The sequence below is a fragment of the Microbacterium sp. MMO-56 genome, assembly GCF_037146215.1.
GTDB lineage: Bacteria > Actinomycetota > Actinomycetes > Actinomycetales > Microbacteriaceae > Microbacterium.
On sequence record NZ_JBBCVW010000011.1, the window covers coordinates 1 to 12909 of the forward strand.

The 12909-nt window shown below is 66.0% G+C and carries 9 protein-coding genes; 4 read left to right on the forward strand and 5 right to left on the reverse strand.

Annotation, left to right across the window (positions count from 1 at the left end; genetic code table 11):
* The 4 genes from WFI00_RS10815 to WFI00_RS10830 all read right to left on the reverse strand — a co-directional run.
* On the reverse strand, positions 1-4236 hold a 4236-nt coding region (locus tag WFI00_RS10815; RefSeq protein ID WP_336632413.1), incomplete at its 3' end, for a PKD domain-containing protein.
* Between the two features lie 124 nt (positions 4237-4360).
* A complete protein-coding gene (locus tag WFI00_RS10820; protein WP_336642361.1) occupies positions 4361-4900 on the reverse strand; it encodes a DUF5067 domain-containing protein in 540 nt (179 codons plus the stop codon).
* 191 nt (positions 4901-5091) lie between these two features.
* Positions 5092-5616 carry a hypothetical protein gene (locus WFI00_RS10825; RefSeq protein WP_336632411.1) on the reverse strand — a complete coding sequence of 175 codons (525 nt, stop codon included), beginning with the start codon at positions 5614-5616 and terminating at the stop codon, positions 5092-5094.
* On the reverse strand, positions 5591-6907 hold the full coding sequence (locus WFI00_RS10830; RefSeq protein ID WP_336632410.1) for a glycosyltransferase: 1317 nt from the start codon (positions 6905-6907) through the stop codon (positions 5591-5593). The genes WFI00_RS10825 and WFI00_RS10830 overlap by 26 nt, the downstream gene beginning before the upstream one ends.
* Positions 6908-7002: 95 nt before the next feature.
* On the opposite strand from WFI00_RS10830, the gene WFI00_RS10835 reads away from it, so the two are divergent.
* Positions 7003-8997 (forward strand): glycosyltransferase, encoded by a 1995-nt coding sequence (locus WFI00_RS10835; RefSeq protein WP_336632409.1) that lies wholly within the window; start codon positions 7003-7005, stop codon positions 8995-8997.
* An 88-nt stretch (positions 8998-9085) separates the two neighbouring features.
* Positions 9086-10438 (forward strand): polysaccharide biosynthesis tyrosine autokinase, encoded by a 1353-nt coding sequence (locus WFI00_RS10840; RefSeq protein ID WP_336638486.1) that lies wholly within the window; start codon positions 9086-9088, stop codon positions 10436-10438.
* 6 nt (positions 10439-10444) lie between these two features.
* Here WFI00_RS10840 and WFI00_RS10845 read toward each other — a convergent pair whose 3' ends face one another.
* Positions 10445-11881 (reverse strand): phenylacetate--CoA ligase family protein, encoded by a 1437-nt coding sequence (locus WFI00_RS10845; RefSeq protein ID WP_336632407.1) that lies wholly within the window; start codon positions 11879-11881, stop codon positions 10445-10447.
* Positions 11882-12059: 178 nt separating this feature from the next.
* Here WFI00_RS10845 and WFI00_RS10850 point away from each other — a divergent pair, with 178 nt between their 5' ends.
* Both WFI00_RS10850 and WFI00_RS10855 read left to right on the forward strand, forming a co-directional pair.
* A complete protein-coding gene (locus WFI00_RS10850; RefSeq protein ID WP_336632406.1) occupies positions 12060-12521 on the forward strand; it encodes an adenylyltransferase/cytidyltransferase family protein in 462 nt (153 codons plus the stop codon).
* Positions 12505-12894 (forward strand): hypothetical protein, encoded by a 390-nt coding sequence (locus WFI00_RS10855; RefSeq protein WP_336632405.1) that lies wholly within the window; start codon positions 12505-12507, stop codon positions 12892-12894. The genes WFI00_RS10850 and WFI00_RS10855 overlap by 17 nt, the downstream gene beginning before the upstream one ends.
* Positions 12895-12909 lie beyond the last annotated feature (15 nt).

Below are 12909 nucleotides of genomic sequence, written 5' to 3' on the forward strand. Positions count from 1 at the left end.
CTTGTCGTCCGTGACCGTCAGCGTGACGACGTACGTCCCCGCGGCCGTGTACGGGTGAGTCGCCGTCGCACCCGTGGCCGAGCCACCATCACCGAAGTCCCACGCATACGAGACGACCGAGCCATCCGCATCCGACGACGAACTCCCATCGACACTGACCTGCAGACCCGCCACCGACGACGTGAACGCAGCCACAGGATCGACGTTGACAACCGGCGGGGCGGTAACCGTCACCGACGAGGTCGCGACGTTGGTCGCACCCTTGTCGTCCGTGACCGTCAGCGTGACGACGTACGTCCCCGCGGCCGTGTACGGGTGAGTCGCCGTCGCACCCGTGGCCGAGCCACCATCACCGAAGTCCCACGCATACGAAACGACCGAGCCATCCGCATCCGACGACGAACTCCCATCGACACTCACCTGCAGACCCGCCACCGACGACGTGAACGCAGCCACAGGATCGACGTTGACAACCGGCGCCGAAAGATCCTTCACGGCGAAGTCGTCGAAGCTGATCGGGCTGGACCCGGTCGCCGAGGAAGGCCGGTAGGCGTACACGGTCGGCGAGCCCGCCGTCTGGAGCGCCGCAGTCGAATCCGTCGTCTGCAGCTGCCAGGTCGAAGGCTCCGCGGTGCCGTCGAGCCAGACCTTCACCTTGATCGTCGTCGGAGACACGCCCGTCACCTCGGACGCGATGTGCAGGGTGCTCCCGGCAGACCACGTCAGACCTGTGATCGGTTGTGAAGCGATGGACGTGCCGTTGCGCTGGACCACCGCGGTGACCGCGCCATTCGATCGGAGCCACGCAACCGCGCGATAGCCGCCTTGGCTTCCGTAGCGAGCACCGACGCCCACGTACACGTGCCCGTTCGACGGTGACCCGCTCGCCGTGTACGTGACCTGAGCGTGACTGTCCGTCACCGAGACTGCCGGCAGGGAGAGCTCGCGCGTGCCACCCGGGGCGATGTTGAGACGTCCCCGGCCATCACTGACGGAGGCGACCGTGGCAGAGCCCCCCTGCACGGTCCATGTCCCTCCGAGATCAGCAGCACCCCAGCCACTCACGACGGTGCGCCCGAATGCATCGGATGCCGTGTAGACATCGGCGACAACCGTCACCGTCTGAGTCGTGAGGTGCGTTCCACCCAGCGAATCAGTCACTGTCAACGTCACATCGAACTCACCGGCGGTGCCGTACGTGTGGCTTGCGGTGGCGCCGGTGCCGTGGGCAGTGCCGTCTCCCCAGTTCCAGTCGTAGGCCAGGGATGCGCCGTCCGATGCGGACGACGAACCTCCGTCGACATTCACCCTGGCCCCGGACGTCGAAGCCGTGAAGTTCGCGACGGGGTCGGCGTGGGTCACGACGACGTCTTGTGTCGACGTCGCGGTGGCGCCCCGGTCGTCCGTCACCGTGAGGGAGACCGTGTAGGTGCCCGCCGCTCCGTACTTATGCGATGCGACCTGATCCGTGGCACCCGGCGTGCTGTCACCCCACGCCCAGGCGTACGACGCGATATGTCCGTCCGCGTCCGTCGAGGCGGAGGCGTCGACCGTCGCAGTGAGCCCCTGCGACGAGGCCGTGAAGGATGCCGTCGGCGGCACGTTCGGCGCTTCGACGACCACCTGCTGAGTCGACGACGCGGTGCTCCCGTTCGAATCCGTCACCAGAAGACTCACCGTGTACGTCCCTGCATTGGAGTATGTGTGAGACGCCGTGGCACCGGTTTGAGGAGAACTGCCGTCACCGAAGTCCCAACGGTAGTCCGTGATGCTCGCTGCACCCGCTGCATGCGATGCGCCGGCATCGACAGCCACCTGAGTCCCGGTGGCTCCCACGGTGAAGGCGGCGGTCGGTGCGAGGAACCCCTTGCCGATGGCGTAGTGGTTGCGAAGCTGACTCGACGACAGCGCGAAGTCGTACACGGCGACCTCATCGATGGACCCGGCGAACGACGACGAGCTGGGCGATGAGGGCCACCCGCCCAGGTTGTCGCTCCCGATGCGCCAGTAGCCTGCGTAGTCCTGCGCGGACGTCACGGACGGGTTGGATCCGACCAGCTCACCATCGACGTAGAGCGCCATTCCCGCAGCACTCTGCGACGCGGCGACGTGATGCCATACCCCGTCATTGAACGACGCCGAACTCTCAACGGTCTGCACTCCACCGGGATAAACGCCGAAGACCAGCCGCCCGTCGTTGCGCATGTACACGTGGCGGTCGTAGTTTCCGGACGAACCCGACGACGCGTTCCCGTATCCGATCAGCTTGCCACCCGCCGTCGTGGTCGTGCGGAACCACAGTTCGGTGGTGAATTGCTTGGGCGCCTGCACCTGGTTCTTCGAGACGACGACTCCATCGGAAGACCCGTTGAAATCAGAGCGTCCGCTGGCCGAGTTCTCGATGCCGGGTCCCCCCGCAGCGACCCCACTCCCCATCACCGGGTTGTTCGCCCCCGCCCAGTCCTGCTGGACGTCTCCCAGCGGGTAGTAGAGCTGCGGCCGATCATCGACCACGGCGCTCGCGTAGGCGCTTGCCGTCCCCGACGCAGCCGTCACGCTCACGGCCTGACTCGTCGCTGCGTTGCCGTCGCCGTCCTTCGCGACGACGGTGTACGAGTAAGACGTTCCCGGCACCGCGGTCGTGTCGTCGAACACCAGGTTCTGGCGATTCCACCACAACGAGTCGGCGGATGCTGTTGCGACAGGAGTCGCGACGCCCTGCCGCCGAAGCTCGTACGTCAAGGTCATGTCGTCGCGATCCCAGTTGGACGGGATGGCCACGCGGACTCGGCCAGGAATGAACGACGTCGCCGTCGGCACCCAGTTCACGCCTGTGAGCCGGGGTCGGTCCTTCGCGCCCGACGGGGGCGCGGTGGAGTAGCGGACGATGCCCTGGTACTGCAGATTGTTCGCCGAGCCGAACTCGCCGGCGACGGAGATGATGTTTCCGACACCCGTGATCGACAACCCCGCCTGTCCGAGTCCCGTAGCCGTCCCCGTGGTCAGGTCGGGGAACCAGTTGTACGCGGCTGGGGCGGGCGTGCCCTGCCAGTTCTTGTAGGTCGATCCCGTCGCCGGCTGATAGCCCAATGTCCCTCGGGCGTCCGCCGTGAACGCCGACAGGAACCGATGCGTTCGCGGATTCTGTTCCGGATACATGCCCATGGTCGAGCAGGCGTGCGTGTGACTGGTGGAGTAGACCGTTTTCCCGGTCGAGTACACGCCGTAGTGATCCCCCAGACAATCGGCGATCCAGCGGATGGCCCCAGTCCCTCCCTCGGCCGCGAAGACGCCTTCGAGGTTACCGGTCGCCGCATCGGCGAAGACCCACCCGGTGCCGTACACCGCGTGCGCATCCGTGGAAAGACCGAAGATCCCGGCCTTGCCGTTGCTTCGGCCGTTCTGCACGGTCTGCGGTGTCTGCCACCCCGTGTCCAGGGCTCCTGTGACCTTGTCGATGGCTGCGAGGCCCCTCATGCCGAGGTCGCCGTTCACCTGCGAGAACCGACCGCCGGCGATCACATTCTGGCCGGCCGGATCCATGACCATCGCGTCGACCTGCAGATCCGTCTGCGGCGCCCAGGGGAGCAGGCTCCCATTGCTCGCGTTGAAGGAAGCAAGGTTCTTGCGCGGGGTGCCGTTCGCCTGCGTGAACAGACCCCCGACGTACACGGTCCCGCCGTCGGCGCTGATCGCGTAGACGCCGCTCCCGCCCACGGAGGGCGTGAATCCCGGCACGAGGGCGCCTGTGGCGGCATCCAGCGCAGCGAACGAGTATCGAGTCTCGCCATTGACTTTCGTGAACGATCCGCCGATGTAGATACGGCTTCCGTCGGGGGAAGCGGCCACCGCCTTGATCGTGCCGTTGACCGTCGGGGCGAACGGAAGAAGCGCGCCCGTGTTGATGTCGAAGGCGAGAATGTTGGATCGGGGCGTCAATTGAGTTCCCGGTGCGGCAAGCGGTGCGCGAGCATTCGAGAACTGACCGACGGCGTAGACCGTCGTTCCGATGGGTGCCTGAGCCCACACGTACCCGCTGTCGATCTGCACCGTCGGCAGTGCATCCGCGGTGACGACGTCACTGTTGCGCTGCAACATCGGCGGCACCCCGGAGGCGTCGTCTGCCGCGGCAGGAGCCGCGGCGGCGATACCGATGCCCGTCGACAGCATCGCTCCGACGACGACGGCGGTCAGAGCCGTCCACAGTCTGTGATGCCTGCGCGTCTTGCCCATCATTTCCCCAGTTCTTGCTCTGCTCGAGCTTCGATAGTCATCGCCCCGACGTCCCCGGTCCGGGCGATTCGAATTTTCATCAAACGCGTGCGTGCCCTGCCCCACAGAGCACGTCGACGTGTAGCCGTCAGTGGATCGGTCCAGCAAACAGCGCAATGGGCTCCCCCGCGGAGTAGTTCACGCTGACCGTGACGTTCCTCCCCTGAGGATCGTCCAGCATGAAGACGTACACCCCTGTGGCGGTGTCACCCGGGTCGATCGTCCCAGCGAAGGGCTGATTGGGCCCCGCTGTGGTGGCGATCCCCACCTGACCGTCGGCGGCTTCCAGCATCACCACAGCCGAGTCGATACTCTGGGGCGAGTCCGAGGTGTTGTGGAGCGCCACCGTCACGACCACCGCGCTGCCGTCCACCTCACCCGGCGTCTCCGCAGTCACGGCCATCGTCGTCATCGACGCGATCGATACCGTCATGCCCGTCGAAAGCGCGACCTCGGAGTCGAGGTCAGAAGACTCCTTGGGCACTTCCGGTGCCGCCGTGGGACCCTCTGCAGTGGGATCGGCCGGCGCCGTCCACGTCGTTGTGATCTGCTCGCTGAACTGCTCAGACGCACCCGGAACCGCAGTGCACGCGGACAGTCCGAGGGCCAGGGCGATCGCCCCTGTCACCGCCCACGATCGCGCACGAACCTGCGCCGCACGTCGGCGGCGCGCTGAACGCACAGACATCCCCATCTCCATCCCCCGGATTCCCCAATCCTTGCGCCGCGGAGAGTCGGCGCTCGCTAAGGGTAGGGCATACGCGTCGAGAATGGAACCTCTAGGCGACACCGAATCATCAGCGCGTCGGGGTGACCGCGTTACTGCCGCGCGAGTTGGGCGGCGATCTCCTCGGTGACGGAGATCACCTCTTGCACCGTCCGCGCGTGTCCACGCGACCCGCCGCCGTGGCGATCCGCGATGTCGGCCGGGTCGGGAGCGGCGGCCCTTCGTGGTCGCCATCGACGTGACGCGGGCATCGGCGGCGCCGTGAGGCGAGCCCGATCCAGGAAGGCGGCGAACTCCGCGACGCGGCCGCGCCCCTCCGCTGTCGAGGAGAATCCGCGACCACGATGCGCGGCTTCGCGCAGAGTGTGTGTCCGGTCGCGCGCCGACGGTTCCAGGGCGATGACATCGTTGCTGACCTGATGATCCGCAACGAGGATCAGGGCGGCACCACGGAGCATCGCGTCCGTCACTCGCCGGGATGTGGTCTCGGTCGGCTCCCCGTTCACGCCTCGCATCCGCAGCGACTCGAGGGCGAGAGAGCACACCGGCGCCCCGTCACGCGCGCGCGCCCCGGCGCTCTCGACGACCACATCACCCTCCGTGCCGATATGCGCCATCAGAATTCTCTCCGCGAGCGGCGAGCGACAGACGTTGGCACTGCATATGACGAGTATCGTCTCCGGAATCATGGCAAGGACCCCCAGTCTTGTCCTGAGATCGTCCCGCACCAGGATCGAAGTCCGCAATGATGTCATCGACCGACGACAGCGAGAACATCGCCCGACACTCCGCACGGCCTTCTTCTGCCTTTCCCCCGGCGCCGAGCGCTTCGAGAATCCGCGCTGCGAAAAGCTCAGCGGTGTCGGCGACATCGACCTGTTCCACGCATTGAGGTGGGAGGCCGCGTGCGCCCTGAGATCTCGTGACTATCGGAGCGTCGGTCATCAGCATGTCCAGCATCTTCAGCTGTACCCCGCTCCCCACCGCGACCGGATTGACGAGCACTCTCGCACCGAACAGGTGCGGATAGACACTCGCCACATCCGAGTAGAGCCGTACGGCTGGATGTGATTCCAGCTCGTCCCGCAGTTCGGCGTTCGCCCCATAACCGACCACACTCAGCACGACGCCAGGGTCCGACTCGTGCACGCGAGGCAGCACATCCTCGATCAGCCACCGCAGGCCGGTCACATTGTTGGGGAGGCTGAGTCCACCGACGAAGACGACATCACCAGGAACCCGCTCCGCTGGCGGGTCCACGAGCGCGATCTCCGGCAGGGGCGGCAGCCACCGCCCGGTCACCCCGTGTCCCTTCCAGTAGTCCAGATCATCGAGGGAGATGTCCGCGACGCGCTGTGCTCGCGCCATCATCTGCAACTCGTATCGGCGCACACCGACAGCCGCGAGGGTCCACACGACCTTGTTGCGCAAGCGAGCGGATGCGGATGCCTGCCTGCGCAGGTAGACATGCTCCACGTTGTGAGAGCGGTAGACGAGCGGCACGTGGAACTCATCGGAGTACCGTTTCGCCAGCTCGCCCAGCCACGGGCCATCGGCCCACACCAGATCCGGCGCGAAGTCGCGCACGGCCCGATCAGCCTCATCCAAGACCGCGTCGTCCGGGACGGCCTTCGACACCCACAGCGGCAGACGAGTCAGACGGAACGCTTGCACCGCCACACGTTTCACGCTACGACGCACGGGGAATGAGTATCGCGCATCGACGACTCGATCCATCTCCGCAGCATGTACCTCCGAGAAGGCGATCATCCCGCGCGGGTCGTACTGGTGCAACAGCATGACCGAGTGCCCCAGAGCGACGAACGCGCGGATTCGGCGCCAGATGTCGGCGCGTCCACCACCGACGGCCGGGTATGGCGAGTACGGCGCGCACACGAGAATTCGCATCGTTCGAAACTCGCCCCCTCCACACTCGAACAGCGTGGTTTCGGAACACAACTGTAGTTTGAGTGGGTGCGGGGAGCACACAGGGGAGGCAGGACATGATCGAGCGCGCTGGGGGTAGCGACGCGGAGACCCAACAGGATCCGCTCAGGTCGCTCGCGGTTCTCGTCGTCAACTACGCGTCACACGACCTCGTGGAGCAGAACCTGAAACGCTCGCTCGGTGACGGTTTTCCGGGACAGGTCATCATCGCCGACAACTACAGCGGCGAAGCCGAACGCGCAGCGATCGCTGCTGTCGCCAGCCGTGGCGGATGGACATTGCTGCCCCTCGAGGACAATGAGGGATTCGGCCGGGCGAACAATCTCGCTGCGGAGCACGCCCTCCGGCATGGGGCGACGGAGCTGCTTCTGCTGAATCCCGACGCCTGGCTGGACATCGATACCGTCCGAGCGCTCCACTCCCAGGTCCGAGAGGATCCGAACCTTCAGCTCGCGCCGACCGTATTGCGTCCGAACGGGACGCTGTACAGCGGCGAAGTGGATCTCCACCTCGGGATCGGGGAGATGCGCTCTCGGAGTCGGCGTCCAGACGGAACACCTCCCGACTCGATCCACACCTGGGTGAGTGGCGCCTGCTTCGCTCTGAGCGCGCAGCTCTGGCGTCGCATCGGCGGATTCGACGACGATTTCTTTCTGTACTGGGAGGATGTGGACTTTTCGCGACGCGTGATACTCGCGGGCGGCGCAGTACGAGCTGACGCCGGATTGCACGCCGTTCACGATGAGGGTTCGACTCACGGCCATGTGAAGTCCGGACCGGAGAAATCCCCGATCTACTATCGTTTCAATGCCCGAAACCGGCTCGTATACGCCACAAAGCACCTCTCTGACGAACACCGGCGCAGCTGGCTGAGATCAACACCTCGCGCATCCTTCCGAATCGTTCTGCAGGGCGGCAAACGACAGCTGATCCGCCCCTGGAGAAACCTCTGGCCGGCACTGGTGGGGAGCTGGGAGGGAGCACGATACCTACGCCGCGCATCGCGTGGACCTGCGCCGGACGCTGTGCCCGCCACACCCCTGCGCGTGATGCAGTCGTTCGAGACGATCCTTCCCACGACGAACCCGTACATCACGATGCTCGACGAAGCCCTCACCCGTGCAGACGGCGTGGATCACCTCCGCTTCTCCTGGAGGACCGCGTTGCTCGGCCGCTACGACGCGTTCCACTGGCACTGGCCGGAGGCAAAGCTCACCGGCACGACGTGGTGGCGGTCAGCGGCGAAGTTCGCACTGATGACCGCGCTCCTCGCGCGCCACCGTCTGTCGCGGCGCATCGCCGTGGTGCGCACGGCGCACAACATAGAGCTGCCGGATGACACGGTCGCGCGGTTGTGGCTTCTCCGCCGCATCCAGAACCGGACCGACTACTGGATCACACTGAACACCACCACCCCGCTCCCCGTGGGCGCGCCGCACAGCGTCATCCTCCACGGCCACTACCGCAGCTGGTACGGCAGGTATCCCCAGGCCGATCGAGTCCCCGGGCGGTTGGGGACCTTCGGCGGAATCCGTCGGTACAAGGGAACGACTTCTCTGCTGGACGCGTACGCGGCCGCGATCCGAGTGGAGCCGTCGCTCACCCTCGAGGTCGGGGGTAAGCCGAGTTCGCCGGAGATCGCCGAGGAGATGCAGACGAGGGCACAGTCGCTCCCCGGGTTCTCCCTGCGTTTGGGATTCCTCAGCGATGCGGAGCTCACGCGCCTCGCGACCTCGTCGGAACTCATCGTTCTCGCGTATCGATTCATGCACAACTCGGGGAGCGCCCTCGCCGCGCTGTCACTCGATCGGCCCGTGCTCGTCCCGAGGAACGCGGCCAACGAGGCGCTCGCCGCCGAGGTCGGGCCGCAGTGGGTGCAGATGTACGATGACGAGCTGGACGGCGCGACGCTGGTCGAGGCGTGGCGATCGATCGTCGGCCTCACCGGTTCGCCCGATCTCTCACGACGAGAGTGGGACCGAGCAGGAGACGCACACGCCGCCGCGTTCCTCGCTGCAGTGACGAGGAAGCGCGGAGGCCCCCGCGATTGACGGTGATGGATCGGCCTCCGTCCCTGTCACCCCTATGCTCAAGGGGGCGGAAATGGGGGGCCAAAGGGTGAGAGACCACCGATTCGGCATGCATTCTGTTGTCAACTCGATCCGACGGCTCTGGTGGGTGATCCTCGCGTCCGCGCTCGTCGGGGCGGCAGGAACATACGCGTTCTCAGCGACGCAGACACCGATGTTCGCATCCACGGCCTCGTTGATCTTCCAGATCAATCAGGGAAACAGCGCTACCGATCTCAATCAGGGTTCCTCCTACACACAGAGCCAGATGCTGTCATTCGCGCAGCTCGTGCCCAGTTCACGTGTCCTGCAGCCGGTGATCGACGACCTCGGCATCGACGCGACGCCCTCTGAGGTTGCGCGTTCCATCAGCGTGTCGATTCCCCAAAACACGGTGACACTGCGCATCACCGCCGACACCTCCAACGCGCAGCATTCCGCAGATCTCGCGAACGCCGTCGCCGAGCAGCTCATCCGCGTCGTGCGGGAGGTGGCGCCGAAGGACAGCAGCGATAGGCCGATCGTCACGGCCGATGTCTTCGACGACGCAGTTGCCGCGCAGTATCAGCACAGTCCGAACAAGACCCGAGACGCGCTCATCGGCGGGCTGCTCGGTCTGATCGTCGGTGTCGCGATCGCGCTGTGTCTTCCGCTTCTGGATACGCGCGTGCGCAACGACGACATCTTGGCAGAGATCACCGAAGCGCCGGTTCTCGGCGTCATCGCCAGGTCTCCGCTGCTGGCGACACGGGGCATCGGCGTTGCCCGCGAAAGCCTCGGCCACACCGCCGAGGAGTTCCGGCGAGTTCAAACCGCCGTGATGTTCGCCAATGTCAGCGCCCGCGCGAGGGTCCTCCTCGTGACATCGGGTACCCCCGGAGAGGGAAAGTCGACGGTCTCCGTCAACCTCGCGATGACTCTCGCGTCGGCGGGGAACTCCGTCATCCTGGTGGATGCCGACCTGCGGCGACCGCGCGCACACGAACACGCCGGCATCGACGGAAGCATCGGTCTGACGACGGTCCTGATGGACGATACCGGCGCGGACATGGCGAAGAAGCGGATCGCGGGGACAACGCTGGATGTCCTGCCCGCCGGCGCAGTGCCCCCGAACCCCGGGGAGCTGCTGAGTTCGGAGGCGATGGCGCGCGTGATTCAGCGATGCGCCGACATCTATGACTTCGTCGTGATCGACTCGCCGCCCATTCTGAGCGTCGCCGACGCGAACCTCATGGCACCGCTCGTCGACGGAGTCATCCTCGTCGTCGATGCGGCGAAGACACGGCGCGCACTCGTGGAGGAGAGCGTGAAGTCGCTCCGGTCGGGAGGCGCACGGATCCTCGGCACCGTCCTCAACCGCACGCGCAGGGACAGACGCCAGAGCGACTACTACACGGACGAGCCGCGCCCGGCCTCGACGTGATCGCGCTCAGGACACGGGGACGTTGCTGATCAAGTAGCGGACCTTTCCGCCGACATGAGGGATCTCCGTGACGCGAGTTCCTCGTACAGGAACCTTGTCGTGGACGATCTGCCGGAACCGCACCAGCCCGTCCTCGATGTCGCGCGCCGCATCACGTGCGTGCCCCGGAACGTAGAGGATCTCGATCGAGAAGTCTGCGTGCTGGATGATCTGGAAGTTCTTCACCGCGTCAGGCGTGGCGCTGAAGATCTGAGCCAGGCCCTCGCCCGCGATGAGCTGTCCGTCGGGCATGTGCAGAATCTCGACCACCCTGCCGACGACGGCCTGGATACGCGGCAATGAGACGCCGCAGTCGCATACTCCGTCGAGCCAGCGAGTGCGATCGCCGAGCCGATATCGAATGAGCGGGAACACCCGATTCGTCAAATCCGTCCAGGCCGTCTCGCCGAGCTCGCCGCGGGGCACGGACTTCCCGTTCCGATCGACGATGTCCAGCGCTCTCACATCCGAGAACACATGGAGACCTGATTGGTGTCGGCACTCACCGGCCATCCACGGCACTTCTGACGAGCGGTAGTGATCGTAGACCTTCGTCCGGAGGACGTTCTCGATCAGCGCTCGCTGGTTAGCGCTGAGCGCGGCGGCCGTCACTCCCACCGCTCTCGGGGAGGCGATGTCGACCCCGAGGTCCTGAACCATTCCCGCGAACTCCGCGATCGCCCCGACGTATCCGATCATGATGTTCGGGCGGACGTGGTTCCACTGATCGACGAAGGCGGTGACGCTCTCGCGTGTCATGTCGAAGGCGTTGATCTGAATGCGCTTCGACGGCCACCACTGCATCGCGTGACGTCGAGCCTGCTCCGCGGTCTTCACGTGCCGGGTGGCGATCGCCACATTGTCGTAGGGCCGCACTCCCCACCAACGAAAGAGCCGCCACTCGAGCGCACGCGCGGGAAAGCGCACATCTCTCAGAAGCTTGAGCGGCTCGCCTGTACTACCCCCGGTCGTGTTGCGCGCACTGTTCTTCGGGGTCGATTCGTCAGAGACGAAATCCGCGTAGTGGTCGCGGACGTGGGATTTCTCTATGACAGGGAGACTCGTGATCACGTCGGGGTCGTAGAGGTCGCTCTCGGTGAAGCCCGCCGCCGAGTAGAAGTCCCGGTAGAACCGTGTGTGCTGATAGGCGAAGCGGATATGCGCCAGGTGCCGGGCGGTCTGGATACGTTCCAGTTCCTCGGCGTCACGGAGCTCGTTCCGGACCAGCTCCGCGAACACCCGCCTCGAACCGGCGAGCACCGTTGACTCTTTCACGCCGAAGACCAGTGATGCGAATGACATTCGACCCCTCCCCCGTGGACACCCCCGCTCATCCCGGGATGCTCCGAAGCCGGGCTGAGGCGCTGCGCCCAGCGTATAGCTCCCGCATCGACGTTCGCTCACGCCTGCGGGTCGGATCCGTCGCCCGACCGGAGGCTGTGGTGTGCGGGCGCGCCGCAAGAGAGCGGTTATGCGGTAGTCTCACAACCGGACTGTGGGAGTCCATGTCGAGTCGGGGGACTCGGCAGTGTTCGGAGGCGTGCAGGCACGCCTCCGTCGTCAGCAGCTGGGGGGCTGTGCAATGGCTGTACGTATCGGGTATGCCGCGGGGGCGTTCGACCTCTTTCACATCGGTCACCTCAATCTCCTTCGTCACGCGAAGGAGCAGTGCGATTTCCTGATCGCGGGTGTCGTGAGCGACGAGATGCTGCGCTCGGTGAAGGGAGTGGAACCGTTCGTGCCGACGCTGGAGCGAGCGGAGATCGTGCGAGGCGTGCGCTTCGTCGACGCGGTCCACGTCGAGACGGTTCCCGACAAGCTCGACGTGTGGCACGAGGTCGGATTCACCCACTTCTTCAAGGGTGACGACTGGCGGGGCACGGAGAAGGGCGCACGCCTGGAGCGGGATTTCGGCGCGGTCGGCGTCGAGGTCGTCTACTTCCCGTACACGGCGCACACCTCGAGCACCCAGCTGCGTCGCGCGTTGGATGCGGCCGCGGCCGCGGGCGAGGAACGGCTCGCTGCTCGTGTCGTCCCCGCGTGAGGGAGAACCCGGGTACGAACGCGGGACCGGTGAGTACGTCGAGCTCTTCGTCGGGCAGATGATCGCCCTGCTTCCGCAATGCGCGGGCGAGACGGCCGATGCCGTGCAGCAGCGGTTGCTGCGAACCCTCTTCCCGCGCGCGGGCGGGCGGTCCGTCCCGTCCCCGAAGAAACCGCAACGCCCCCGCGTCTACTCGCTCATCACCAACGGGCGCGGCGGCGGCACCCTCGCCGCGGGCGGCACCGAGATCGCGGTGCGCATCCTCCCCCTCGACGTCCGCACGCCGCCCGAGGCGACGGCGTTCCGCGTGACGGCGATGTCCGGTCGCGCGCTGCGCGTCCGTGGCGTCGCGGAGGGCGACGCCGCGGCGTGACCTCGGTCATGCCGC